This is a genomic window from Mycobacterium simulans (assembly GCF_900232995.1).
GTDB classification, from domain to species: Bacteria; Actinomycetota; Actinomycetes; order Mycobacteriales; family Mycobacteriaceae; genus Mycobacterium; species Mycobacterium simulans.
Map to the genome: position 1 here is coordinate 341525 of NZ_OCVX01000004.1, position 24776 is coordinate 366300.

Genomic DNA, 24776 nt, shown 5'->3' on the forward strand with positions numbered 1-24776 from the left:
GTCGCCCCTGCACCGAGGTCCCTGCCCGAAGGCACGCACCTGGCGTTGGGGAAGTACGCCAGGGTCGGTTCGGGCAGAGACCACGGTGCACAGGCATGCACCTCAGAGCCAGGGGTGATCGCAAGCGCGGCGGAGCCGGGCGCTGGGGGCACCTCCCGCTTGCGGGGGACGGGTCGCCACTCATCAGAAGATGTCGCCGAGTGCTTCATCGCTGGCCGCGGAGAAGTTCTCTTCATGGATTTGCTGATAGTCCTGCCAGGCCTGCGCATCCCAGATCTCGAGGTAGTCGACCGCTCCGATCACCACGCAGTCCTTGGAAAGGCCGGCGTAGCGGCGGTGGTCGGCGGACAACGTGATCCGGCCTTGACTGTCGGGATGCTGTTCGTCGGTGCCGGCGGCGAGATTTCGCAGAAACGCTCGGGCTTCTGGATTGCTTCGCGGCGCCTTGCTCGCCCGGCGCGCCAGCTGCTCGAACTCCGCCCTCGGGTAGACGGCGAGGCTGTGATCTTGGCTCTTGGTGACCATCAACCCCCCTGCCAACGCGTCGCGAAACTTGGCCGGCAGTGTGAGCCGGCCCTTGTCGTCGAGTTTGGGCGTGTAGGTGCCGAGAAACACTGGGGCACCTCCAACTTGCTTCTCACCCAAACGCTTCGGCCACCATACCCCACAATCCCCCACTTTGCCCCAGAAACACCCCCTTCGGGGGTGTCGTTGGCGTGTCTCGTCGCCAATTACCCACTACAGGACGCGCACACGCGGCTATCGCACAGCGGTTGGGCCCAACCGGGCAACGGAAAGCCGCACTTCAAACGCGTATATAGCGGGTGACGGCCCTCGGGTGGGGCCGAGTGGGGCGCGCTGGGGCACAACTACGCCACATGTTGGGCTCGATATGGCCTACAGACCCGTCGGCGTCGAGCCTGTGCGGCGGATTCACCCGGGACGAAGTCGCGCCGTTAGCGCAGAATCCACGCATAAAAACGGGGCAGCCAAATCGCGTGCCCCGTGGTGTCTTGGTGCGTTTCGGCTACTCGTCGAAACGGCGCCGGAACCGATCTTCCATGCGGCTGGTGAACGAGCCGCCCGAGCCTTTGGCGCGACGCTGCCGCGACGGCCCGGACGCGGGTCCACCGTGATCCCCCCTGCGGGACAACCGTGGACCGGTGATGGCATAGACCACACCGCCGAACATCACGACGAAACCGAAGACACTGAGAATCGGGAAGGTTCCAATCATTGTGGCCTTGAAGGCCACCCCGGAAACCAACATCCCGAGGCCGATGACAAACAATGCCGAACCCTGCAAACGCCGCCGTGCGGTCGGTGCTCGGAAGCCTCCACCCCGGACACTCGACGCGAACTTGGGGTCTTCGGCGTAGAGAGCGCTCTCGATCTGATCGAGCATCCGCTGCTCATGATCGGAGAGTGGCATTCGTCCCTCCTTGCCGACAGATTGTCGCATGACTACCGGATAACAGGCGGATGCCCGTTGTGCGGGTAACTAACTCAGATGATACGAGGTCAACCTGCGCCGTACCACTGGTTCGCCGGCGATTCTATCCCGGCTGCGCCGTAGCGAAGCGGTGGGCCGGAATTGCTAAGCGGTGCACTCCGTCACGTTGACCGCTCGCAGGACCGCTCGTAGATGCGCGGGTGCCCCGTCCGATACTGGTTTCATACGCACCGCACGGGATCGTCATATGAGGAGGGCACCGCGAGTTGGCGATATTCCTCATCGATCTGCCACCAAACGATATGGAGCGTCGCCTCGGTGATGCCCTGACTGTGTATGTCGACGCCATGCGTTACCCGAGAGGCACCGAGAACCAGCGCGCCGGCATGTGGCTGGAGCATCTCCGGCGGCGCGGCTGGCAAGCGGTCGCGGCGGTAGAGGTTGAAGCAGTAGGCGGAGCCGAACCGGCAGTGCCGGCCGAAACGGTCGATCCGGCCGGTCCCTGTCCTACCGCTGCGGAACTGAGCGACGCACCGATGCTCGGTGTGGCGTACGGCTATCCCGGGGCACCGGGTCAATGGTGGCAGCAGCAGGTCGTATTGGGCTTGCAGCGCAGCGGCTTTCCACCGCATGCGATCACCCGGCTAATGACCAGTTACTTCGAATTGACCGAATTGCACATTCATCCCCGCGCCCAAGGCCGCGGCCTCGGCGAGGCATTGGCCCGCCGGCTGCTCGCCGGCCGCGCCGAGGACCATGTCTTGCTGTCTACGCCGGAGACCAACGGCGAGGCCAACCGAGCGTGGCGGTTATACCGGCGGCTGGGCTTCACGGACATAATGCGCGGATACCACTTCGCCGGCGACCCTCGAGCCTTCGCGGTCCTGGGGCGCGCGCTCCCGCTGTAATCCCAACTCGCCAGACAGCTTGCCGCAGCGGCACACCGGGTCTGGCACGATGACCTGGTGCGCGCCAGCTCTCCCCCGCTCCCAGCCCGCGGATCCCGGCACTTCACGGCCCGGCGGCGCCGGCTGCTGGCCATCGCCATGCTGCTGATGCTGGTGCCCCTGGCCACCGGCTGTCTGCGGGTTAGAGCGTCGATCACTATCTCGCCCGATGACCTGGTGTCCGGAGAAATCATCGCCGCGGCCAAACCGAAAACGAGCAAAGACACCGGCCCTCAGCTGGAGAACAACTTGCCCTTCAGCCAGAAGGTGGCCGTCTCCAATTACGACAGTGACGGCTACGTGGGGTCGCAGGCGGTGTTTTCCGATTTGACCTTCGCCGAGTTGCCGCAGTTGGCCCACATGAACTCGGACGCCGCCGGCATGAGTCTGTCCCTGCGCCGTAACGGCAACCTGGTGATTCTGGAGGGCCGGGCCGATCTCACCTCACTGACAGATCCCGACGCCGACGTCGAATTGACCGTCGCATTCCCCGGGACAGTGACGTCCACCAACGGTGACCGCATCGAGCCCGAGGTGGTGCAATGGAAGCTCAAACCCGGCGTGGTGAGCACTATGAGCGCGCAAGCGCGCTACACCGACCCCAACACTCGCTCATTCACCGGGGCGGGCATCTGGCTGGGTATCGCGTCCTTCGCGGCCGCGGGTGTGGTGGCGCTGCTGGCCTGGATCAGCCGGGACCGCTCCCCGCGGTTTACGGCCCCGGGCGACCAATCGCAGGGCTAAGCAGCCTGTGGCGGCGCCCAATAGGAAAGCATCTCCGCGAACGTCTGGAATGCCGGCGCGGAAACGCCATACGTCGCTTCCAGATGGATGCTCAGCGGAAAGCCTAGGTCGGCGACGCCGTCTATCACTCGCTTGTACAAGTCGACCATGAGCTGGCGTTTCGCAGCGGGTTCACTGCTGGCCAGCTTCTTGACGAACTCCTGTTCGTCGGCCACCGCCGCATTCCCAGGATCCTGAATCAGCCAGGTGATCAGGCCGACACGAGTCTCGACCTGGGGCACGAACCCGAACGACAGCAGGATCTCGGGGCGATGGTCGGTGTTCTTGGCAAACTCGGCCAAGAAACCCACGATCGCATCGGAATACAACAATTGGGTCATGCCGTAAGTCGCGCCCTGATTGCACTTGAAATTGAGCCGGCCCTGTTCGCCGTCCCTGGTTGGAATGACAATCACACCCCGGTTTGGTACCAGCTCGCGATAAATCGACAAGGCATCTGTGGGCGCGACGCCGGAGCCTTCACCGTCGTTCATGGTGCGCGGCACCCCGACGAAAACGACACCTTCCATGCCGGCGGCGGTCAGGTCCCCGAGGCGCCCACGCAGGGATACCTCGTCCATAAACGCGGTGACCTGCGTGCACAGGCCGTTGAATCCGGGCAACTCGGGCTTGATGATCGACCAGAAATCCAGCACATCCAGCCTCGGCCGCATCGGGACGGGACGATCATCGTCCTCGGCAATCATGCCGGGAATCATCACGTGTCGGATGCGTCCGTCGAGCCCGGACTCGGCCGAGTAGCGCACCACTTTCTGCGCATCTTCTAACGCCCGTTCCTTACCACCGTCCACATTCGGCGGTACCAACTCGAGCGCGATGGTGTTGAGCGTCACACGGTTCCTCTTTCTCAGATTGCCAACTCCCCGACCGCGCCACGCCGCGCAAACCTATGGTGCAGAGACCTACAGCCGGCCCACCTAGGTCACCCCGACAGCATAGGTGTGAGGTAGTGAGTCAGTCGAAACAAGCGGCGCCCGCTCGAATCAAAACGCCACCCGCGCCCAGGCCGAATACACTGTCGGGCTACAGAGATGCCGAGCAGAAAGGGGCGCCGCCCTGAGCCTGGACGCACCGGCAGCCCCGGCAACCGCCGAGTTGGCCGGCGCCATGACCGACCAACTGCGACGGTATCTTCGCGACCGTCGTAGCGAGGCCGCCTATATCGGTAGCGACTACGGCGCTCTGACCGCCTGGCTCGAAGACTTCGCGCTCAGCAGGGGCAAGCGACTGCGACCGGTCTTTGCCTACTGGGGCTGGCGTTCAGTCGCAACCCAGGAGCCCGATCCTGATGTGCTGCTGCTGTTTTCCGCGCTGGAGCTGTTGCATGCGTGGGCGCTGATACACGACGACGTGATCGACGCCTCTCGGACCCGCCGTGGCAAACCGACGGCCCATGTGCACTTCGCGGACCTGCACCGGGAGCGGAACTGGCGAGGCCCGGCCGACCAGTTCGGGATATCGGCGGCCATCCTGCTCGGTGATGTGGCGCAGGCGTGGGCGGACGACATAATCTCCCGGGTCTCGCAGGCCTGTCTGACGCCCGGCGCGCAGCGGCGGGTCCAGCGCGTGTGGGCCGACATCCGCACCGAGGTGCTAGGCGGGCAATACCTCGACATCGTCGCCGAAGCCAGCGCCGCCGAGTCGGTCGCTGCGGCAATGACCGTCGCCACTTTCAAGACCGCTTACTACACCGTCTCGCGACCGCTTCAGCTGGGAGCCGCAGCCGCCGCCGATAGACCCGACGTTGCCGAGGTGTTCGGACAGTTCGGGACGGACCTCGGGGTGGCGTTCCAGCTGCGCGACGACGTGCTTGGCGTGTTCGGAGACCCGGCGGTCACGGGCAAGCCGTCCGGCGACGACTTGAGGTCTGGGAAACGCACCGTGCTGGTGGCCGAGGCGGCCGAATTGGCCGATAAGTCAGATCCCGCGGCCGCGAACCTTCTGCGAACCTCGATCGGCACCGAGCTGACGGACGCACAGGTGCACGAACTGCGTGAGGTGATCGAACGGGTCGGCGCGTTGGCGGCCGCGGAGAGCCGTATCGCCGCGCTCACGCGGCGCGCACTGGCGACGCTGGCGTCCGCTCCCATCAACGCCATCGCCAAGGCCGGGTTGTCCGAACTGGCCAAGATGGCTACGGATCGGTCCGCCTGACCCATGCCCACTCCTCCTGCAGTTAAAGCGTCTGTTGCCCAACGCTTTTCGCGAATCCGCGCGTTCGCCACCAGTGCCGACGGCGGGCCAGCGTGGCTGGGCTTGGTGGGAGCGTTGCTGATCACCGCGGGCGGGTTGGGGGCCGGCAGCACCCGTCAGCATGACCCGCTGCTGGAATCGATTCACATGTCCTGGCTGCGCTTTGGCCACGGGCTGGTGGTGTCATCGATTCTGTTGTGGGTGGGCGTTGCGCTGATGCTGATCGCGTGGCTGAGACTGGGCCGACGAGCACTGGCCGGCCCCGGTCGGAACTCAGCCACCGAGTTCACCATGAGAGCCACCACCGCCTTCTGGTTGGCGCCGTTACTGCTGTCGGTGCCAGTCTTCAGCCGGGACACCTACTCGTACCTGGCCCAGGGCGCGCTGCTGCGCGACGGCCTGGATCCATATGCGGTTGGTCCGGTCGGCAACCCGAATGCGCTGCTCGACGACGTAAGCCCGATTTGGACGATCACCACCGCGCCCTACGGTCCGGCGTTCATCCTGGTTGCCAAGCTCGTCACGATCATCGTCGGCAACAACGTCGTCGCCGGGACCATGCTGCTGCGGTTGTGCATGCTGCCCGGGCTGGCCCTGCTGATCTGGGCCGCCCCGCGGCTGGCTCACCACATTGGCGCCGACGGCGCGAAGGCCCTGTGGATCTGCGTTCTCAACCCCCTGGTGCTCATCCATCTGATGGGTGGGGTGCACAACGAGATGCTGATGGTGGGTTTGATGGCCGCCGGCATCGCGTTGACCTTGCAGCGCCACCACGTCGCCGGGATCACGCTGGTCACGGTGGCGATCGCGGTCAAAGCCACCGCGGGGCTGGCGTTGCCGTTCCTGTTCTGGGTGTGGGCGCGTCATCTGCGTGATGACCGCGGCTACCGACCGGCGCCAGCGTTTTTAGCGGCCGTCTTGTGGTCCCTGGTGATTTTCGTCGCGGTATTCGGGGTGTTGTCCGCGGTGGCCGGGGTCGGCCTGGGGTGGCTGTCCGCTCTGGCCGGTTCGGTGAAGATCATCAACTGGCTGACCGTGCCGACCGCGGCCGCGAACCTGATCCACGCGTTCGGCCACGGGTTCTTCTCGGTCGACTTCTATACCCTGCTGCGGGTCAATCGGCTTGTCGGAATCCTGATCATTGCCGTGTCCCTACCGGTGCTGTGGTGGCGGTTCCGGCGCGACGACCGGGCCGCATTGACCGGCATCGTGTTGACGATGCTGATCGTGGTGTTATTCGTCCCCGCGGCCCTGCCGTGGTACTACTCCTGGCCGCTGGCCGTGCTGGCCCCGCTGGCCCAGTCACGCCGCGCGATGGCGGCCGTCGCCGGGTTCTCGACCTGGATCATGGTGATCTTCAAGCCCGACGGGTCGCACGGCATGTATTCCTGGCTGCACGTCGGGCTGGCAACCGCGTTTGCGCTGGTGGCTTGGTACTCCCTCTACCGGACATCGAGCGCAGACGAGCCCGAGCCGACACCCGTCAATAGGCCATAGCCTGCGCGCGGCGCACAACTTCTCGGGCCTGGTGTGCATGCAGCGCGTCTACCGGACGCGCATTGCTCACGGCATCACGTGAGCCGTCGCGGGTGATGGTCAGCGACGGGTCGCGGGTAAACAGCCAGCGCACGATCTCGGTCTCGTGATAACCGCCGTCGTGCAGGATCGTCAGAAGGCCCGGCAGGCTCTTGACCACCTCGCCGGAGTTGGTGAAGAAGACCTGCGGTATGACCACACCTCCGCCGCGCCGCACCGCGACCAGGTGGCCTTCCCGCAGCTGCTGATGCACCTTGCTGACGGGCACGCCGAGTAACTCGGCAACCCGGGTCAGGTCGTAGGTAGGTTCGTCAGGATCCAGAACGTCGTCGCCGGCGGGAATACTGCCCACGGCGCCAGTGTAGAGCCTGGTGCGTGACCAAGTGAGCGCGTTGAGCGTAGGTTCTCAGACCCAATTGGATTCCCACCTACGATGGCCCCGTGGTTGGAGCTGGGGACACGTTGGACAGCACGCTGCTGGATGGCCGCTACCTGGTCCAGGCCAAGATCGCCAGCGGCGGCACCTCGACGGTGTACCGCGGCGTCGACATTCGGCTCGACCGCCCTGTCGCGCTGAAGGTGATGGATTCACGCTACGCCGGCGACCAGCAATTCCTGACCCGCTTCCAACTCGAGGCCCGCACGGTCGCCCGGCTGAAGAACCCCGGACTGGTCGCGGTCTATGACCAGGGCCAAGATGGCAGACACCCGTTTCTGGTGATGGAGCTCATCGAGGGCGGCACCCTGCGCGAGCTGTTGGTAGAGCGTGGCCCGATGCCACCCCATGCCGTGGTGGCGGTGCTTCGCCCGGTACTGGGCGGGCTGGCCGCCGCGCACCGGGCCGGCCTGGTGCATCGCGACGTCAAGCCCGAGAACGTCCTGATCTCCGACGACGGGGACGTCAAGATCGCCGATTTCGGGTTGGTGCGCGCCGTCGCCGCCGCCGGAATTACCTCCACCAGCGTCATTCTGGGCACCGCCGCGTATCTGTCGCCTGAGCAGGTCCGCGACGGGAACGCCGGTCCGCGCAGCGACGTCTACTCCGCCGGGATCCTCGCCTACGAGCTGCTGACCGGACGCACACCGTTCACCGGCGACTCTGCGTTGTCAATCGCCTATCAGCGACTGGACCACGATGTGCCACCTGCCAGCGCCGTGATCGATGGTGTGCCAACACAATTCGACGAGTTTGTGGCGTGCGCTACCGCCCGTGACCCCGGCGAACGATACGCAGATGCGGTCGAGATGGCCGCCGACGTGGACGCAATCGCGGAGGAACTGGCGCTGCCCAGCTTTCGGGTGCCGGCGCCGCGCAACTCTGCCCAACACCGGTCGGCGGCGCTGCACCACAGCCGTATCGGCCAGCACCAGGCCAAGCCACCGGTGCACCAACCCACCCGCCAGTTCATCCGCGAGGCCGAGCCCGCTGAGCGCGACGAAGCCGATGAATACGAATATGCACCGGTATCAGGGCAATTCGCGGGCATCTCGATAGACGAATTCGTCTGGGCACGACGGCACTCGCGACGCATGGTGCTGATTTGGGTGGCGATCGTGCTGGCGGCCACCGGGCTGGTCGCGACGGCGGCATGGACAATCGGCAGCCATCTGAACGTGCTGCTGTAGCCGTGTGCCGAGCAGACGCAAAACTAGTCGCGCAACATCTCCGCGACCAGGAACGCCAACTCCAGCGACTGCTGGGTGTTCAGCCGTGGATCGCAGGCGGTCTCGTAGCGGCCGGCCAAGTCGTGGTCGGAAATGTCTTGTGCCCCACCGAGACACTCGGTGACGTTCTCGCCGGTGATCTCGACATGGATGCCGCCCGGATGAGTCCCCAGCGCACGATGCACCTCGAAGAAGCCCTGTACTTCGTCGACAATTCGATCGAAGTGCCGGGTCTTGTAGCCGGTCGATGACTCGTGGGTGTTGCCGTGCATCGGGTCGCATTGCCAGATCACCTGGTGGCCGGTGGCCTGGACCTTCTCGACGATCGGTGGCAACAGGTCGCGGACCTTGTTGTTACCCAGCCTGCTTACCAGCGTCAGCCGGCCCGGCTTGTTGTGCGGGTCGAGGCGCTCGACGTACTCGACGGCCAGCTCCGGGGTCATCGTCGGGCCAATTTTGACACCGATCGGATTTGCGATCACTTCGGCGAACGCGATGTGCGCGCCGTCGAGTTGCCGGGTCCGCTCGCCGATCCACACGGTGTGGGCCGACAGGTCAAACAACTCCAGCTCCCCCTCGATGTCGGACAACCGCAGCATCGCGCGTTCGTAGTCGAGCACCAAAGCCTCATGGCTGGCATAGATTTCGGCGGTTTGCAAATTACGGTCGGCCACCCCGCAAGCGCTCATGAACCGCAGGCCCCGATCGATCTCCGTCGCCAGTGCCTCATAGCGCGCGCCGGCCGGCGAGGTCCGGACGAATTCACGGTTCCAGTCGTGGACCAGGTGCAGCGACGCCAGGCCGGACGACGTCAACGCGCGCACCAAATTCATTGCCGCGCTTGCGTTCGCGTATGCCCGCACCAGCCTCGACGGGTCGTGCTCGCGTGCCGCGGCATCCGGGGCGAAGCCGTTGATCATGTCCCCGCGATAGGACCTCAGGCCCAGTGCGTCGATGTCGGCCGACCGTGGCTTGGCGTACTGACCCGCGATGCGGGCCACCTTCACCACCGGCATGCTGGCGCCGTAGGTCAGCACCACGGCCATCTGCAGCAGGGCGCGGACATTGCCACGAATGTGAGGTTCGGTGTTGTCGGTGAATGTCTCTGCGCAGTCGCCGCCCTGCAGCAGGAATGCCTCACCCTTTGCAACCTGGGCGAGCTGTTCCTGCAGCCGAACGATCTCGGACGGCACCGTCACCGGCGGCACACTTTCGAGCACAGTGCGCATCGCCATGGCTTGGTCGGCAGGCCAGTCGGGCTGCTGGGCGGCCGGCTTGGCCAGCGCGACGTCCAGCCGGGCCCGCAAGTCGGCAGGCAGCGGCGGCAAGGGCGGCAGCTGGTCGATCGGAATGTCGACAGTCCAGTTCATCGGTCTATGGTAACCGTGTTCAGCCGAGGGCTGATCAGGACGAACGGCTCTGCTCAGGTTCGTTTAAGCCGATGATCAACCGGAACCGGCGCAGTTGGTCGCGAGCGTCGACTAGCGCGTCGTGAACATCACTCGGCCGCGGCGGCATCCGCGGGCACCCGTGGTCCTCCCACAGCTGCCGCAGTTCCCGGGTGAAGCGGGGTATGGCCTTCGGCAGGCCGGTCATCGGGCCCCACAGCTGACACAGAGCGACGTGGTCGTAGGCCGCCACCCAGGCCCACAGCTCGATCGGTTCACGGCCGTCCACGCCAAAGAAATTCTCTAGGTCCATGCGGATCTGGCTGCGCGAGCGCCACAGGTGGGAGGCCGGCGGCGGCAGCTTGGGCAGCACATGGGTGCGCACCCAACTACCGGCGCGCTCGGGGTCAAATTCGGTTGACACGGCGTAGTACTCGCGGCCGTCCTCGGCCACCACGCCGATCGAGATCAGATCGATAGTGCGGCCGTCCTCGATGAACTCGGTGTCGTAGAAGTACCGCATTGCCGGTCACGGGCGCGGTGCCCGCAGCGCGGGCCCGTTCCCATCCCCCTCTCAGTCCACGCGTGCGGTCTTCCCGCATGCGGCCTACTGCTGCACGGTAGGCGGTGCGGGCAGTGGCACACAATGCGGTGGAGTTCTCACACGGTGGAGCCACGCCAACCCTGACGCGACGGTGCATCCCAGCCCGTTGGCGCACCCACCCGCACCGCCGGTCGCGCCGCTGCTAACCGGTTCCCCAGGTCCCGGCCGTTGCCGATTAGGCCCGCGGCCCCGCCAGCACCACCGGCCTGGCCGGGGGCGCCAGATCCGCCCTTCCCGCCGTTGCCATACAAAAGACCGCCTGCGCCGCCACTGGCGCCGGTCCCGTCGGCTCCGTTGGCGCCGTCCCCGATCAGCGGGCGCCCCAGAAGGGCCTGGGTCGGCGCGTTGATGATGTCAAGTATCTGCTGCATAGGTGACGCGTTGGCCGCCTCGGCGGCCGCATACGAACCCCCGCCCGAATTAAGGGCCCGAACAAACCGGTCGTGGAACGCCGCCGCCTGCGCATTTAGCGCCTGATACTCCTGGCCGTGAGTGCTGAACAACGCCGCAATCGCCGCGGATACCTCGTCCTCGCTCGCCGCCAGTACCTGCGTGGTCTGGACCGCCGCGGCCGCGTTGGCCCTACTCAGCGTCGAACCAATATTCGCCAAATCCGAAGCAGCTGCCGTCAGTATCTCCGGGACCGCGATCACACCCAACGTCTGACACCTTCCCGCTGCGATCGGCTCGCGATCAGTGACGAACAGACCGATTGGTCGGGTCTCAACACTGCTCCGCCGAAATGCTTGCCATTACGAAATGCGGTCTAACGATCCCGACCGCAGTACGGCATAAGCCCTAAACGCAACAAGCCTGCGCGTACGAGCGGTGCAAAGTGCACCTATGCCCAGGCGTCAGCTCGTGGTATCGGACGGCCGTCGCCTGAGGCCGGAAGCAGGCTATCGATCATCGGACTTACCCGGCTCCGCCCCCGACCAGGACTGACGGAACCCCCTCGGGCGGTGGCGCGGGATGGACGTCGAGGTCGAGCTGGGCGTCGACAGCGCGCTCGTCGGGCAGCCGCGGGGTACCCGCGATCGCACACTGCAGCCACAGCTTGGCTTGCACGACGGGGCGTCGCCATATCCGCTCCCGTTGCAGGGCACGCCGCATTTTGTCCGGCTGGCGGGTGTACCGCCACCGGGCCCAGGGTGCATGCGGACGCGACAGCCGGATCGCTCCGACCACCAGCAGCACGACGATGAACATGCCCAGCAGCCCGGTCCACACCTTGCCTTTGAGCAGCACCACCACCGCTAACGGCAACGTCAGCACCAATCCGCCGACCAGCGTGCTTTGCAGCACCACCCAATTGGTGCCATGCCGGATCGGCAGGACCAACATCAGGGGGTGCAGACCCAGGATCAATAGTCCCGCAATAGCCACCGCTGCGAAGACTGCATCCACCGAGCTGCGTCCGTCCTCCTCCCAGTACACGTCGGACAGATGCAGGATCAGCGCATACTCGTCGAGTACCAGCGCCGCGCCGATCCCGAAAAGGATTGCAGCAATGGTGAATTGGGGTTCTTGCCCGTTGACCGACAGGGTCACCAACGTCAGTCCGGAGAGCATTACCAGGACCACCCCGAATGCGACGTGGTGGATATGCACCGTCCCGATGTGGATATTGCGAGGTTGCCACCACCTCGTCGGCCGGCCCCTGTCGGCGCGATGGCGAATGAAGCGCACAAATGTACGCGTAACGAAAAAAGTCAGGATGAAGGCGACCAAACAGCACAGCAACGGCAATCGGCCGCGGTCAACGATGTCATGCTGCAGCCAACCGAGCACAACAAGAAACGTACGCTTACACGTCTGCGTAACCCGGGAGCCGCGCTGCGCGACGTGGCACCTCGTGAAGCACCGATTAGGCTGTCTGGCGACATGAGTAAATGGCAGGCGCCCGAGCTGGGCAGTCGACTCGGGCGGGTCTTGTTGTGGTGCCTGCTCTGGCTATTGGCCGCCGCGGCGCTGGACTACCTGGCCTGGCAGTTGTTCGGACACACCCCGTACCGGATCGACATCGACGTCTATCAGATGGGCGCGCGGGCCTGGCTGGATGGGCGTCCGCTGTATGACGGCGTGTTGTTCCACACACCCATCGTGGACCTGCCATTTACCTATCCCCCGCTGGCGGCAATCGTGTTCATCCCGTTCGCGTGGTTGCAGATGCCGGCGGCCAGCGTAGTGATCACACTGTTGACGCTGGTGTTGCTGATCGTGTCGACCGTGGTCGTGCTGACCCGCCTCGACGTGTGGAGCACTTCGAAGCTGCTGCCCGGCCCGGCCTGGTTGCGCCGGGTGTGGTTGGCGGTGGTCATCGTTGTTCCCGCGTCGATCTACCTGGAGCCGATCAACTCGAACTTCGCTTTCGGTCAGATCAACGCCGTGCTGATGACTTTGGTGATCGTCGATTGTTTCCCGCGCCGCACCCCATGGCCACGCGGCTTGCTGCTCGGCTTGGGGATCGCGCTGAAACTCACACCGGCGGTGTTTCTGCTGTACTTCCTGCTGCGTCGCGACAATCGGGCGGCTCTGACGGCGGTGGCGTCGTTCGCGGTCGCAACGCTGGTCGGTTTCGGGCTGGCATGGCGCGACTCGTGGGAGTACTGGACCCGTACCTTGCACCACACCGACCGGATCGGTGAGGCGGCCCTGAACACCGATCAAAATATTGCGGGTGCATTGGCCCGGCTTGGGCTCAGTCAGCAGCAAAGCTCACTGCTGTGGGTCATTGCGTCCCTGTCGGTGTTGGCTGCGACCCTGTGGGCGATGCGACGGGTGCTGCGCGCCGATGAGCCGACGCTGGCTGTGATCTGCGTCGCCCTGTTCGGGTTGGTGGTTTCGCCCGTTTCGTGGTCACACCACTGGGTGTGGATGCTGCCGGCGGTGCTGGTGACGGGCGTACTGGCCTGGCGGCGCCGAAACGCCACGCTGGCGGTGGTCACCGTCGTCGGGGTGGCGCTGATGAGGTGGACGCCGATCGACCTGCTTCCCAAGCATCACGAGGCGACCGCCGTGTGGTGGCGCCAACTCGCCGGGATGTCCTACGTGTGGTGGGCGCTGGCGGTAATCGTCGCGGCCGGATTGACCGTTACCGCCCGGATGACGACCGAGCGCTTGCCCGAGCCCGGCCTGACGCCCGTACCGGCTGCCGGCTGACTAGAGCCCGGCTTGGATGAACTGCGGCGACCCGCCGCGCCCGGCTTCGCCGCGCTTGCGATCGCCACTAGCGCCGTCGGTGGCGACCCGCCGCGCCCGGCTTCGCCGCGCTTGCGATCGCCACTAGCCCGCGGCTGTGTCGGGAATCCGTGCGGCGTCTTTAGAGCCGCCAGCGTTGCTGCCGTTTTTGACGCTGGCCGCGTAAATGTCGACATACTCCTGACCCGAGAGGCCCATCAGCTCGTACATCACTTCATCGATCACGGCCCGCTCGATGAAGTGGTTCCCAGCCAAACCCTCGAACCGCGTAAAGTCCATCGGCTTACCGAAACGCACAGTGACCCGTCCGAATCGCAGCCACTTGGTGCCCGGAGGGTTGACGACGTTGGTGCCGATCATCGCGACCGGGATCACGGGAACCCCCGAATGCAACGCCAGCCGGGCCAACCCTGTTTTGCCCTTATAGAGCCGACCGTCGGGCGAGCGGGTGCCTTCGGGGTACATCCCCAGCAGCTTGCCCTGGCGTAACAACGCCTCCGCGGTTTCCAAGGCTGCGTTGGCGGCATCGGGGTTGTTGCGGTCGATGGGTACCTGGCCGGAGACGCTGTAAAACCAGCGATTGATCCAGCCTTTCAATCCGGTGCCGGTGAAATATTCCGCCTTGGCCAAAAACCAGATCCGACGCCGCACCACCAACGGAAGGTAGAAACTGTCGGCCACCGCAAGGTGGTTACTGGCGAGAATGACCGGCCCGGATTTCGGGATGTTTTCCATCCCTTCGGTTTTCGGCCGGCCGAGCAGGGTGAACAGCGGACCCATGAAGATGTACTTGAATAGGTAGTACCACATGGCTCCCTCTCGCCCGCCCGCACCGATTGGTGTCTGGGCCAACTGTACCCATCCGCGACGGCGGCGACCACCTGCGCGGGGCCATGCTCAATCCTGGCTCATTCCTGGAAGGTAACCGGGATGGGCTGGTAACGCGTCTTCGGGGCGCCGTGGCCGTTGGCCGCCCCGGCGTCTGTCTCGCCGGGGATGCCGCCACCCGACGGATCATCCGGTGGCGGTTTCGCCGACCGGTCGATGTCAGCAACTATGGCGCGAATCACGTCCAGCAAGGCAACGCTGTGGTCCGCGATGACCGTCAACAACGGGTGCTGTTCGCCGCTTACCAATGCGGCCAGCGCGCACACCGGGCACCACACCTGCTGGCACTTACCCGTCCCAGCGCCGCCGCCCGATGCCATCGCGGCCGCGGCCCGCAATGCAGGGTCGACGCCATCCAGGATTGCCTGCGCAAGCCGTCGCAGCTCGGGACCAACATCGGTATGAGCCCTACTCACCTCGGCCATACCTCCGGATCCGGTCGAAATCGAACTATCAGCTCACTGCCCCGCAGCTGCGCGTCCAGCACCGTACACCGCCGCAATACCGAAGCCAACCGAACCCTGCGCCGCACCCCGCCGGCGCTGATGATCAAGTCGTCGTCGGACCGGCCCAGCGTCAGCGATCCAGGATCGAGCTGAGGCAACGCTAGCCGTAGCCGGTATATCGACTCCAGCCCGGACCCAGACTCTAGGTCAACGATCGGACGCAGCGGTCCCGGCGGCGCGGCCCCCCTGCGCCGCCGGGCACCTTCGAGCAGCCCGCTCAGCGCCTTCGGGCCAATCGGCTCACCGGACAAGTGCGGAATGAGCACCAGCGCCACGTCACCGATGGTGGCGTCCAGCTCTTCGAGGACGGCCCGCTGCTCGGAGATGCGTTCGGCATACCAATAGAACGCCGGATGATCGGGCAGACTGCGGTACTCGTAGGACTCGTCTCGGACGAGAACCTGGTTGACGAGCAGCTCTTCGACGCGCACACCCATCAACGCCAAGGAACCCAGCGTCCGGACGGCCTCGGCCGCGACCACCCGCTCGGGGGTCAGCACCAGGTGCGCACTGACCAGCGCACCGTCGGTCAACAACGCGCTGAGTTCCTCGACGCTGGCGCTGATGCGCTCGAGCAGTTCCACCACCGTGGCCGACCGGCTGTCGTCGGCTCCGATGCTGAGCCTGCGATGCCGCGGCCACGCGCGTTCCACGTACAAGCCGAGCGTGGCGGGCAGGGTCAACATCCGCAGCGCATCCGCGGTCGAAGCGCAGTCGACGACGATGCGATCCCAGCGTCCCGCGGCTGCGAGTTCGCCGACGGCGTGCAGACCGAGTACTTCCTGGATCCCGGGCAATGCTGAGAGTTCTTCGGGCGCAATGCTGCCCAGCTCAGAGTCGGGAAATCGGCGGTCGAGGGCACCGACCACGTCATGCCAACGGTCCTCGAGCAGGGCCAAGGTATCCAGGGCCATCGCGTCCAGAAAGCCGGCGCCGGCCTCCGCCTCCCCGGTTTCGAGGTCGGCTAGCACACGAACGGTGTCGCCCCGACCGGTGGGGGGGACCGCAATACCCAACACGTCGCCCAACGAGTGCGCCTGGTCGGTGGAAACCACCAGCACGCGTTGACCGGCGCTGGCGTCACAAACCGCGGTGGCGGACGCCAGGGTGGATTTTCCTACCCCACCTTTGCCAACAAAGAGACTGATCCGTGCCGGGGTGGGCGGAACGGAATCACTCAGCCTCGACTCGCTTCTTGAGATCCTTCAACGCGCCGTCAATCAACCTGCGTTCGGCCTTGCGTTTGAGCATTCCGAGAATGGGGACCGCAAGATCGACCGAGAGCTCGTAGGTCACATCGGTGCCAGAGCCCTTGGGCGCCAAGCGATATGAGCCTTCGAGCGACTTCAGCAACGAGCTGGATTCCAGAGTCCAGCTCAGCGACTGGCGGTCCGCCGGCCACTCATAGGACATGATCAATGTGTCTTTGAAAATCGCCGCATCCATCAACATCCGCGCCCGCTTCGGGTAACCCTCGTCGTCAGCCTCGAGGACTTCGACTTCCTTGTACTCCGAGATCCATTCCGGGTAGGCCTCGATGTCGGCGATCGCCCTCATCACCTCGCCTGGATCCGCGTCGATGTAGATCGTCTGCGTCGTCTTCTCCGCCACCTGGCCACTTCCCTCCGGGAGAAACGGTAATCCTGTGCCAAACCTTGACCCGGTTAAACTACCGGAGAAACCCCCACCGGGCGTGACTCTTCCAGCTTGGTTTTCACCTCGAATGCCATATTCTTGCCCGCCACCCGGCGGCGGTGTGTCATTTTGGCCAGCTTCATCCGGGCCAGCTGCCAGGCCGCTACGCCGGTCGGTTCGGCGTGCAAGAAGTAGTGCAGCACCACCCCGTCCAGCGATGGTTCCAGCCAGACTTCCATCGTGCCGGTCAGGGCGCCGGTGACGGCCCACCTGATTCCCTTCTCGGCACGATCCTCGGTGACCTGCAGCCGCAGATCCGGCCACCACCGACTCCAGTTCGACCGATCGGCAATGGCGGCTCCGACCCGGGCGCCATCGGCGGCGATGTAGACCTCGTCGGCGATCTGGATGCTGTACATCGCCTCAGCTTCACATACCGACTCGCGCGAGCACGGCGCTACCCCGCGTTCTCCGACCGGCCGTCTCGTTGCTGCGCCAATGCCCAGATTAGGCTGTGCCACAGCAAGCCGACGTCCACAAAACTTCAAGCAAACGTCTCACTAGGTCAAGCGAGGTTAAAAAGAGTGCGTCAGTACAGTGTCCCTGCCCGCTTTTCCGTCGACGAGCACGACCACGTCGCCGCCGTGGTGTACGAGCACGAACGCAATGATCCCGACTACGTCATCTACCAGCGCCTGGTCGACGGCGTCTGGACCGATGTCACCTGCGCCCAGGCAGCCAACCAGATACGTTCTGCCGCATTGGGTTTGATCTCGCTTGGCGTGCAGGCTGGCGACCGGGTTTCCATCTTTTCAGCCACCTGCTACGAGTGGGCGATCCTCGACCTCGCGATCCTGTCGGTAGGTGCCGTCACCGTGCCGATCTACGAGACGTCGTCGGCCGAGCAGGTGCGCTGGGTACTGCAGAACTCCGAGGCCGTGCTGGCGTTCGCGGAAACCGATGCGCACGCGTCGATAGTCACCGAGCTCACCGGTGAGCTGCCGGCCCTGCGCCGGGTGCTGCACATCAACGGTTCGGGCCCCAAGGCACTTGATCAGCTCGTCGAGGCCGGTGCCTCGGTCGACCCGGCTGAACTGACCGCCCGGCTCGAGGCGTTGCGTGCCGAGGACCCGGCAACGCTCATCTACACCTCTGGCACCACCGGACGACCCAAAGGCTGCCAGCTGACGCATTCCAACCTGCTGCATGAAATCCGGGGCACCCAAGAGTGCCTCCCTACGCTGCTGTGTCAGGGTCAGCGACTGCTGGTTTTCTTGCCCCTGGCCCACGTGCTGGCCCGGGCACTCACCTTGTCCGCATTCACCAGCAAAGTGACCGTCGGGTTCACCAGCGACATCAAGAATCTGCTGCCATTGTTTGCGGTGTTCAAGCCGACGGTGGTGGTATCGGTTCCGCGGGTGTTCGAGAAGGTGTACAACACCGCCGAGCAGAACGCCGCTAACGACGGCAAGGAAAAGATCTTCAAGATCGCCGCACAGACCGCGGTCGACTGGAGCCGGGCGCAAGACGATGGCAATCCGGGATTATTGCTGCGCGCCAAGCATGCCGTATTCGATCGGCTGGTCTACCACAAGCTGCGTGCGGCGCTCGGCGGCAATTGCCACGCCGCCGTCTCGGGTGGAGCTCCGCTGGGCGCGCGGCTGGGACATTTCTACCGCGGTGTCGGCCTGACCATCTACGAGGGCTACGGCCTGACCGAAACCAGCGCGGCGATCACGGTGAACCAGATCGGCGGCCTGAAGATCGGGACCGTTGGAAAGCTGGTGCCCGGCAACAGTTTGCGCATCGCTGACGACAAGGAGCTGCTGGTGCGCGGCGGCGTGGTGTTCACCGGTTACTGGCAAAACGAGCAAGCGACCGCCGAGGCATTCACCGATGGCTGGTTCCGGACGGGTGATCTCGGCGCCGTCGACGACGACGGCTTCTTGACCATCACTGGACGTAAGAAGGAGCTCATCGTCACCGCGGGCGGTAAGAATGTCGCCCCGGCGGTGTTGGAGGATCAGCTGCGGGCGCACCCGCTGATCAGCCAGGCGATGGTGGTCGGGGACAACAAGCCGTTCATCGGCGCGCTCATCACCATTGACCCCGAGGCGTTCGACGGCTGGAAGCAACGCAACAGCAAGACGGCCAGTGCCTCGGTTGGCGATCTGGCCATCGATCCCGACCTGGTCGCCGAGGTGGACGCCGCCGTCAAGCACGCCAATCTGCAGGTGTCGCATGCTGAGTCGATCCGCAAGTTCCGCATTCTGCCCGTCGACTTCACCGAGAACACCGGCGAGCTGACGCCGACGATGAAGGTCAAGCGCAACGTGGTGGCCGAGAAGTTCGCCTCCGACATCGAGGCGATCTACAGCAAGGACTAACCACGAGCAGACGCAGAATCGCCCTGGAACGCTCGGTCCAGGGCGATTCTGCGTCTGCTCGCCACACTTAGGCGCGCAGCAGTTCCGCAAGCCGGGCGGCTAACCTGTCCCAGCGCCACTCGGCCGTCACCCATTCTCGACCGGCGGCCCCCATCGCGGCAGCCCGGTCCCGATCGTTTAGCAACTCGCTGACCGCGTCGGCGACCTTGGCCACCGAATTACCGTCGACAACCAGCCCAGTCTTGTTGTGCTGCACCGTTTCTGGGGCTCCACCGGATCGGCCGGCGATCACCGGCACGCCCGTGGCCGAGGCCTCGAGAAACACGATGCCCAAACCCTCGACGTCCATTCCCGCGCCGCGAGTGCGGCATGGCATCGCAAACACGTCTGCCAGCGCATGGTGAGCGGGTAGCTCATCACCCGGCACGCCGCCGGTGAACGTCACATGATCGGCCATCCCGCGGTCGTGGGCCAGCTTGCGCAGCGTCTCCAGGTAGGGACCGCCCCCGACGATCACCAGCGCGGCCCCATCGACGCGCCGCCGGATCAAGGGCAGCGCCGTGATCAGCATGTCCTGGCCCTTGCGGGGCACCAGTCGCGACAAGCACACCACCGTGGGTCGTGCGCCCAGCCGGTAGCGCTCCCTCAGCTCGGCGCGGGCGGCCGGATCGGGACGGAACCGGTCGCTATCCACCCCGGGAGGCAAGTATTCCAGCGACGCCGCGGGGCCGAAGGCAGGCGCGAACCGGGACCGCGTATAGCGGCTGACGAAGGTCACCGTGTCGGTGCCGTCGCCGATGCGTCGCAGGACCGATCTTGCGACCGGAAGCATCGACCAGCCCACTTCGTGGCCGTGTGTGCTGGCCACTACCCGGGTCGCGCCAGCCTGCCGGGCGCGGGGTGCAAGCAGAGCCAGCGGCGCGGCCGCGCCGAACCAGACGGTGTCGATGTCATGCTCGGCGATCAGCCGGCGCATCCGGGTGTCGACTGTGGGCACCGGGAGCATCAGGGTGGTCGGATGGCGCACCACCCGGTAGCCCGCCTCGCCGGCGGCGGCGTCAAAAGCCTCGGCGCCCTTCCACTTTGGCGCATATACCGTTACGGAATGCGATCCGGCTTCTGAACCGGATTGGACTAGGCGCCGGACGAACTCCCCCAGGTAGGACTGGATACCGCCACGCCGGGGTGGAAAGTCGTTGGTTACCAGCAGGACCCGGCTCACTGCGACAGGCTAGCCGTTCCGCCTACCGCGAGCAGACGCAGAATCCCCCAAAACCACGGCGTGTCGCGCGATTTTGTGTCTGCTCGCGGGAGGAGGTGCCGGCTCGCTGAGACGGGCTAGCCGGTCAGCCACTGTTGCCAACGCACCAGCAGACCGGGCACGTCGGTGCCGAGCACGTCGCGGACGGCGGTCGCGAGCTCGGAACGCCCGACACCGCACGCGGCGATGTAGAAGGCGCGCAATGTCGCCGTGCCATAGGTATCTGCAACGAAGCGAGCAAACCACCACGCTCGGTCGTATGCCCGCGAGCGCTCCGGCCCGGGAGCGTTTAAGTCGTTGTCCGACGGCAGCGACGGTGCCGCATCGGCGGGCGGTGCGGTGTTCGGGCGGGCTACGAAATCGGCTACCCCCTCTGTCAGCCATTGAGGTGCGTCAAGGGCGGTGTCGACTCGTGCCGCATAGCGAAAAAGCTCGTGCGCCAACACTATTCGCAGGGCGTCATCGCTCATGTTGTCCGCGCCCGGTGCGAACACGATCCGTTGGCCGACCGCGACCCGTCGAGAAGGATCGACGCTGTCGGCGACGGCAACCGCCGCGATGTCGGCCCATTGCGATGCCGGGCCTCCGCCGACGGCGGTAAGAAACTGTTCACGCGATCCCGCGGCCGCCACCGAGATCTCGTGTGGCCAGTCGACTCCCCAGAAGGCCACTACCTTGTCAATCGCGGCACCGATGTTCGCCGCGACGCGAGACAGTAGCCGCTCGGCGCCCGAACCGCCGACGCTGACTAACCGGACGGTGCGATCACCGACGACCAGCGTCTGCGTGGTGTCTATTGGTCGGGTGGGCACCGGTTGCGCGGGTACCAAAACCGCCGCAGTCAGCTCAGCTACGAATACGCAGGTCAACAGTGCCCGGGCCCATCGGCGACGCAAGTAGAGCCGCCCAGCGGGGCTATCAGTAGCGGCGAGCGTCGTAGATCGGGCCGGACGAGTCCATCGGCACCACCCGCACCGGCTGGCCGTAGGTGGAGGAATGGACCATGAGACCGTCGCCAATGTAGATGCCGGCGTGCGACGCGTCGGAATAGAAGGTCAGTACGTCGCCGGGCTGTAGGTCCGATAGCGCCACCGGCTGGCCACCGTGGGCCAGCGCCTGGCTGGAGTGTGGCAGCGCGATGCCGGCCTGCTGGAACGCCCACATCACCAATCCGGAGCAGTCGAACCCGCCCGGTGCGGCACCGCCCCACGCGTAGGGCGATCCAACTTGCGTCAACGCAGCCTGCACGACGACCGCACGGTCGCCGCCACCGCCTGGTGGCACGAAGGGCAATCCGGGGACCATTCCGCTGGGTGGTGGGGCCTCGCCGGGCACCGGGGCGGCGGCCGCGGATACACCAGGCGCCAACGCCTCAGGAGCCTGTCCTGGAGCACCCGGAACGCCCGCCGGGACCTGACCCGGATCGGCGAGCGCCTCGCGCTGTCCAGGGGTCAACGCTTGGTATTGCGACTTCACGACAGCGATCTGTACCTGCAGCTGACTCTGCTTGTGCTGCAGACTCGCCCGTACCGCGGCGGCCTGTTCGGCCGCGGACTTGGCATCGGCAGCCGACTTGGCAGACGCCTGCTCAGCCTTGGCGGCCTGCTCTCCAGCAGCACGGAAACTCGCCATCTGCGAAGACATTTGATGCGCCATTACCCGCTGCACCGTGAGTCCGTCGATCAGCAGCTGTGGCGATTCCGCCGTCAGGATCGCGTCCATGCCGTCGGTGCGACCACCCATGTATGTGGCGGCAGCGATCTTGTTGACTGCGGTCTGGAATGCAGCCAAGCGCGCCTTGGCGGCAGCGGCTGCGGCCTGATCATCCGCATGCTTTTTTTCCGCAGCCTGCTGGGCGGCCAACTTGGCGTTCAGGTCGAGTTGTGCGCTGTGCATCGCCTCGGTGGTCTGTTCGGCCTGCCGCGACAGCTCGTTGAGTTTGGCCAAAGCGTCGTCGGCAGGGTCAGCCAACGAAAAGGAGGCATTCGTGACTAGGACGCCGGACAACACGGTGAAGCTCGCTAATGAACCGATGGCCGATCGTTTGATGACGCGCACGATCGAATGCCTACAGTCGAGCCTCAAGATTTGCTTCCTTAAACGGCCATCGACGCGTCGACGTCGGTCTGGTTTAGGTCTCAAACAGGTTACGAAACGATATCGGCGTTTGTCCAAAGGGGCAGATTAAGAAAATAGACAGATTTCTATCGTTTTCTTGTGGGCAACCACGCTTCTGCTATGGGAGTCCAGATGCGTGGTCACGCAGAGACCTTACGCGACACCAGATCCGCGGTTGCGGCGGACCGGCACCAGCCGCAATCTTGGGGCCAATCCGACATCGGCGAGCACCTCCAGCGCCGCTTGTTCGTCATGAGACAACCATTCCGGAACCCCCAGCAGCACGCTCACGACACAATCGCGGCAAGCGGGCCCACGCACCGCGCAATCGTCACAGTCGATAATCACGGGAGCGCCTGCCCCGGGCGCCGCGTTGCCATCGGGTCCGCTTCCTGATGCCATCTGCTTAGTCCCTCTCGGTTCGGAGTCTGTCGGCTGCGCCGAACGCTAGCGACGGGCACCGACATCTATCCGTCGACGGCAGTTGGGCCGGCGTGGGAACCGACGGGTGTCGGTGCGCATGCTTAACGTCACCGCCATGGGTATGAGCGGTGGGACTCAGCTGAGTTTGCCCGGGCTCAACCCAGACGAAGAAGTGTCGTTACGCCAGACCACCTTTGTCGTGGTCGACTTGGAGACCACCGGCGGACGCACGACGGGCTCGGCGGGAACGCCCCCAGACACGATCACCGAGATCGGTGCCGTCAAAGTCCGCGGCGGCGTCGTCCTCGGCGAATTCGCCACCCTGGTAGACCCGCAGCGCAGCATCCCGCCTCAAATCGTGCAATTGACCGGCATCACCACCGCGATGGTGTGTGACGCCCCCACCATCGACGCCGTCCTGCCAATGTTTTTCGAATTCGCCGGTGGCGCAGTGCTAGTAGCCCACAACGCCGGGTTTGACATCGGATTCCTGCGCGCCGCCGCGCAGCGGTGCGATATCGCCTGGCCCCGGCCGCGGGTACTGTGCACGGTTCGGCTCGCGCGGCGTGTGCTGAGCCGAGAGGAAGCCCCCAGCGTGCGACTGGCCTCACTAGCGCGGCTGTTCGCGGTGGCCACCCAACCCACTCACCGTGCCCTCGACGATGCGCGTGCCACTGTCGACGTGTTGCACGCGCTCATCGAGCGGGTGGGCAACCAGGGCGTGTACACCTACGCCGACCTGCGCTCGTATCTGCCCGACGTGACTCCAGCGCAGCGCCGCAAGCGGGTACTCGCCGACGGCCTACCTCACCGGCCGGGGGTCTACCTGTTCCGCGGACCGTCGGGCGAGGTGCTCTACGTGGGCACCGCGGTCGACTTGCGTCGACGCGTCAGCCAGTACTTCAACGGCACCGATCCGCGTGGCCGGATGAAAGAGATGGTCACGTTGGCTAGCGCGATCGACCATGTCGAGTGCGCGCATCCGTTGGAGGCCGGTGTCCGTGAACTGCGGATGCTGGCTGCGCATGCCCCGCCGTACAACCGCCGGTCGCGGTTCCCACATCGGTGGTGGTGGGTGGTGCTGACCGATGAAGCGTTCCCGCGCCTGTCGGTGGTCCGTTCCCCGCGACACGACAGTGTGCTCGGCCCATTTCGATCCCGCACCGACGCCGCTGACACGGCAGCCCTGCTGGCTCGATTCACCGGGGTCCGAACCTGCACCAAACGCCTGGCGCGATCGGCTCTGCACGGTCCGTCCTGCCCCGAGCTCGAAGTGTCGCCCTGCCCCGCCGACCGCGACGTCACCACCGCGCAATACGCCGCGGCGACGCAGCGCGCAGCGGCCCTGATCGACGGACGGGACAACACCGCACTGGCCGCGGCCGTCCACCGGGTCGCCGCGCTCGCCGAACGCCGTCACTATGAAAGCGCCGCGCGATTGCGTGATCGCCTCGCCACCGCTATCGAAGCGCTGTGGCGTGGCCAGCGACTGCGCGCGCTGGCCACCGTGGGCGAGCTGATCGCCGCCAAGCCGGACGGCCCCAACGGAGAGGGCGGCTGGCAACTCGCCGTGATCCGCCATGGTCAACTCGCCGCCGCCGGTTGCGCCCCGCGCGGAGTGCCGCCGATGCCGGTGGTCGACGCCATTGCGGCTGGCGCCCAATCGATCCTGGCGGCGCCGGCCCCGCTCGGCGGTGCACTGGTCGAAGAGACCGCGCTCATCACGCGCTGGCTGGCGGCGCCGGGGGTGCGAATCGTGCGGGTTTC

Annotated in this window: 24 protein-coding genes and 1 pseudogene; 8 read left to right on the top strand and 17 right to left on the bottom strand. The window is 65.5% G+C overall.

Annotated features, from left to right (window positions below; all coding sequences use genetic code 11):
• Positions 1–183: 183 nt before the first annotated feature.
• Both mraZ and MSIMFI_RS17660 read right to left on the bottom strand, forming a co-directional pair.
• Positions 184–615: a division/cell wall cluster transcriptional repressor MraZ gene (gene mraZ / locus MSIMFI_RS17655; protein WP_067416315.1), complete on the bottom strand. Its 432-nt coding sequence runs from the start codon at positions 613–615 to the stop codon at positions 184–186.
• 412 nt (positions 616–1027) lie between these two features.
• Positions 1028–1432 (bottom strand): DUF3040 domain-containing protein, encoded by a 405-nt coding sequence (locus MSIMFI_RS17660; protein WP_186243613.1) that lies wholly within the window; start codon positions 1430–1432, stop codon positions 1028–1030.
• 287 nt (positions 1433–1719) lie between these two features.
• Here MSIMFI_RS17660 and MSIMFI_RS17665 point away from each other — a divergent pair, with 287 nt between their 5' ends.
• Together MSIMFI_RS17665 and MSIMFI_RS17670 are read left to right on the top strand one after the other, a co-directional pair.
• Positions 1720–2361, top strand: coding sequence for a GNAT family N-acetyltransferase (locus MSIMFI_RS17665; RefSeq protein WP_191498435.1), 642 nt, complete (start codon positions 1720–1722; stop codon positions 2359–2361).
• A gap of 138 nt (positions 2362–2499) precedes the next feature.
• A complete protein-coding gene (locus tag MSIMFI_RS17670; protein WP_186245832.1) occupies positions 2500–3144 on the top strand; it encodes a lipoprotein LppM in 645 nt (214 codons plus the stop codon).
• Here the strand turns inward: MSIMFI_RS17670 and MSIMFI_RS17675 are convergent.
• Complete coding sequence (locus tag MSIMFI_RS17675) at positions 3141–4037, bottom strand: mycobacterial-type methylenetetrahydrofolate reductase (RefSeq protein ID WP_186243615.1); 897 nt, start codon at positions 4035–4037, stop codon at positions 3141–3143. The genes MSIMFI_RS17670 and MSIMFI_RS17675 overlap by 4 nt on opposite strands.
• Before the next feature lie 262 nt (positions 4038–4299).
• Here MSIMFI_RS17675 and idsA2 point away from each other — a divergent pair, with 262 nt between their 5' ends.
• A complete protein-coding gene (gene idsA2, locus MSIMFI_RS17680; protein ID WP_191498436.1) occupies positions 4300–5358 on the top strand; it encodes a bifunctional (2E,6E)-farnesyl/geranyl diphosphate synthase in 1059 nt (352 codons plus the stop codon).
• 3 nt (positions 5359–5361) lie between these two features.
• Positions 5362–6894: an alpha-(1->6)-mannopyranosyltransferase A gene (locus tag MSIMFI_RS17685; RefSeq protein WP_191498437.1), complete on the top strand. Its 1533-nt coding sequence runs from the start codon at positions 5362–5364 to the stop codon at positions 6892–6894.
• Here the strand turns inward: MSIMFI_RS17685 and MSIMFI_RS17690 are convergent.
• Positions 6881–7285, bottom strand: a complete 405-nt coding sequence (locus MSIMFI_RS17690; protein ID WP_186243617.1) for an Rv2175c family DNA-binding protein — start codon at positions 7283–7285, stop codon at positions 6881–6883. The genes MSIMFI_RS17685 and MSIMFI_RS17690 overlap by 14 nt on opposite strands.
• 89 nt (positions 7286–7374) lie before the next feature.
• Between MSIMFI_RS17690 and MSIMFI_RS17695 the strand changes: the two genes are divergently transcribed.
• Positions 7375–8559, top strand: coding sequence for a protein kinase domain-containing protein (locus MSIMFI_RS17695; protein WP_191498438.1), 1185 nt, complete (start codon positions 7375–7377; stop codon positions 8557–8559).
• A 23-nt stretch (positions 8560–8582) separates the two neighbouring features.
• Here MSIMFI_RS17695 and MSIMFI_RS17700 read toward each other — a convergent pair whose 3' ends face one another.
• The 4 genes and pseudogenes from MSIMFI_RS17700 to MSIMFI_RS17715 all read right to left on the bottom strand — a co-directional run bounded on the left by MSIMFI_RS17700 (position 8583) and on the right by MSIMFI_RS17715 (position 12381).
• Positions 8583–9968, bottom strand: coding sequence for a class II 3-deoxy-7-phosphoheptulonate synthase (locus tag MSIMFI_RS17700; RefSeq protein ID WP_191498439.1), 1386 nt, complete (start codon positions 9966–9968; stop codon positions 8583–8585).
• A gap of 34 nt (positions 9969–10002) precedes the next feature.
• Entirely contained in the window at positions 10003–10509 is a 507-nt protein-coding gene (locus tag MSIMFI_RS17705) for a polyadenylate-specific 3'-exoribonuclease AS (protein WP_191498440.1), read from the bottom strand.
• A gap of 180 nt (positions 10510–10689) precedes the next feature.
• Positions 10690–11249 (bottom strand): annotated as a pseudogene (locus MSIMFI_RS29335) (PE family protein); the annotation flags it as partial.
• Positions 11250–11505: 256 nt separating this feature from the next.
• A complete protein-coding gene (locus tag MSIMFI_RS17715) occupies positions 11506–12381 on the bottom strand; it encodes a hypothetical protein (RefSeq protein ID WP_191498442.1) in 876 nt (291 codons plus the stop codon).
• Positions 12382–12474: 93 nt separating this feature from the next.
• Here MSIMFI_RS17715 and MSIMFI_RS17720 point away from each other — a divergent pair, with 93 nt between their 5' ends.
• Complete coding sequence (locus MSIMFI_RS17720; RefSeq protein WP_191498443.1) at positions 12475–13752, top strand: glycosyltransferase 87 family protein; 1278 nt, start codon at positions 12475–12477, stop codon at positions 13750–13752.
• Positions 13753–13875: 123 nt separating this feature from the next.
• On the opposite strand, the gene MSIMFI_RS17725 is transcribed toward MSIMFI_RS17720, so the two are convergent.
• The 5 genes from MSIMFI_RS17725 to MSIMFI_RS17745 all read right to left on the bottom strand — a co-directional run bounded on the left by MSIMFI_RS17725 (position 13876) and on the right by MSIMFI_RS17745 (position 17239).
• Positions 13876–14601, bottom strand: coding sequence for a lysophospholipid acyltransferase family protein (locus MSIMFI_RS17725; RefSeq protein ID WP_191498588.1), 726 nt, complete (start codon positions 14599–14601; stop codon positions 13876–13878).
• A 98-nt stretch (positions 14602–14699) separates the two neighbouring features.
• Positions 14700–15095 (bottom strand): hypothetical protein, encoded by a 396-nt coding sequence (locus tag MSIMFI_RS17730; protein ID WP_191498444.1) that lies wholly within the window; start codon positions 15093–15095, stop codon positions 14700–14702.
• A complete protein-coding gene (locus MSIMFI_RS17735; protein WP_191498589.1) occupies positions 15092–16366 on the bottom strand; it encodes an ArsA family ATPase in 1275 nt (424 codons plus the stop codon). Before MSIMFI_RS17735 ends, MSIMFI_RS17730 begins: the two co-directional genes overlap by 4 nt.
• Positions 16359–16796, bottom strand: coding sequence for an SRPBCC family protein (locus tag MSIMFI_RS17740; protein ID WP_191498445.1), 438 nt, complete (start codon positions 16794–16796; stop codon positions 16359–16361). Before MSIMFI_RS17740 ends, MSIMFI_RS17735 begins: the two co-directional genes overlap by 8 nt.
• Before the next feature lie 53 nt (positions 16797–16849).
• Complete coding sequence (locus MSIMFI_RS17745) at positions 16850–17239, bottom strand: polyketide cyclase / dehydrase and lipid transport (protein WP_186243626.1); 390 nt, start codon at positions 17237–17239, stop codon at positions 16850–16852.
• 165 nt (positions 17240–17404) lie between these two features.
• Between MSIMFI_RS17745 and MSIMFI_RS17750 the strand changes: the two genes are divergently transcribed.
• Complete coding sequence (locus MSIMFI_RS17750) at positions 17405–19207, top strand: AMP-dependent synthetase/ligase (RefSeq protein WP_186243627.1); 1803 nt, start codon at positions 17405–17407, stop codon at positions 19205–19207.
• 67 nt (positions 19208–19274) lie between these two features.
• Here the strand turns inward: MSIMFI_RS17750 and pimB are convergent, their stop codons facing one another.
• The 4 genes from pimB to MSIMFI_RS17770 form a co-directional block, all read right to left on the bottom strand.
• Positions 19275–20429, bottom strand: coding sequence for a GDP-mannose-dependent alpha-(1-6)-phosphatidylinositol monomannoside mannosyltransferase (gene pimB / locus MSIMFI_RS17755; RefSeq protein WP_191498446.1), 1155 nt, complete (start codon positions 20427–20429; stop codon positions 19275–19277).
• A gap of 116 nt (positions 20430–20545) precedes the next feature.
• Positions 20546–21280 carry a hypothetical protein gene (locus tag MSIMFI_RS17760; RefSeq protein ID WP_191498447.1) on the bottom strand — a complete coding sequence of 245 codons (735 nt, stop codon included), beginning with the start codon at positions 21278–21280 and terminating at the stop codon, positions 20546–20548.
• A gap of 106 nt (positions 21281–21386) precedes the next feature.
• Positions 21387–22553: a peptidoglycan hydrolase RipC gene (gene ripC, locus MSIMFI_RS17765; protein WP_191498448.1), complete on the bottom strand. Its 1167-nt coding sequence runs from the start codon at positions 22551–22553 to the stop codon at positions 21387–21389.
• A 186-nt stretch (positions 22554–22739) separates the two neighbouring features.
• Complete coding sequence (locus MSIMFI_RS17770; RefSeq protein WP_186243630.1) at positions 22740–22988, bottom strand: hypothetical protein; 249 nt, start codon at positions 22986–22988, stop codon at positions 22740–22742.
• Positions 22989–23106: 118 nt separating this feature from the next.
• Here MSIMFI_RS17770 and MSIMFI_RS17775 point away from each other — a divergent pair.
• Positions 23107–24776 (top strand): DEDD exonuclease domain-containing protein (locus tag MSIMFI_RS17775; protein WP_224770324.1); only part of this gene is annotated, 1670 nt, incomplete at its 3' end.

What these genes read in the sequence shown, in the direction of transcription:
- MSIMFI_RS17660 (WP_186243613.1), bottom strand. Translation starts at nt 1,432, where the DNA reads ATGCCACTCTCCGATCATGAGCAGCGGATGCTCGATCAGATCGAGAGC.
- MSIMFI_RS17670 (WP_186245832.1), top strand. Translation starts at nt 2,500, where the DNA reads ATGCTGCTGATGCTGGTGCCCCTGGCCACCGGCTGTCTGCGGGTTAGA.
- MSIMFI_RS17685 (WP_191498437.1), top strand. Translation starts at nt 5,362, where the DNA reads ATGCCCACTCCTCCTGCAGTTAAAGCGTCTGTTGCCCAACGCTTTTCG.
- MSIMFI_RS17700 (WP_191498439.1), bottom strand. Translation starts at nt 9,968, where the DNA reads ATGAACTGGACTGTCGACATTCCGATCGACCAGCTGCCGCCCTTGCCG.
- MSIMFI_RS17705 (WP_191498440.1), bottom strand. Translation starts at nt 10,509, where the DNA reads ATGCGGTACTTCTACGACACCGAGTTCATCGAGGACGGCCGCACTATC.
- MSIMFI_RS17720 (WP_191498443.1), top strand. Translation starts at nt 12,475, where the DNA reads ATGAGTAAATGGCAGGCGCCCGAGCTGGGCAGTCGACTCGGGCGGGTC.
- MSIMFI_RS17725 (WP_191498588.1), bottom strand. Translation starts at nt 14,601, where the DNA reads ATGTGGTACTACCTATTCAAGTACATCTTCATGGGTCCGCTGTTCACC.
- MSIMFI_RS17745 (WP_186243626.1), bottom strand. Translation starts at nt 17,239, where the DNA reads ATGTACAGCATCCAGATCGCCGACGAGGTCTACATCGCCGCCGATGGC.
- MSIMFI_RS17770 (WP_186243630.1), bottom strand. Translation starts at nt 22,988, where the DNA reads ATGGCATCAGGAAGCGGACCCGATGGCAACGCGGCGCCCGGGGCAGGC.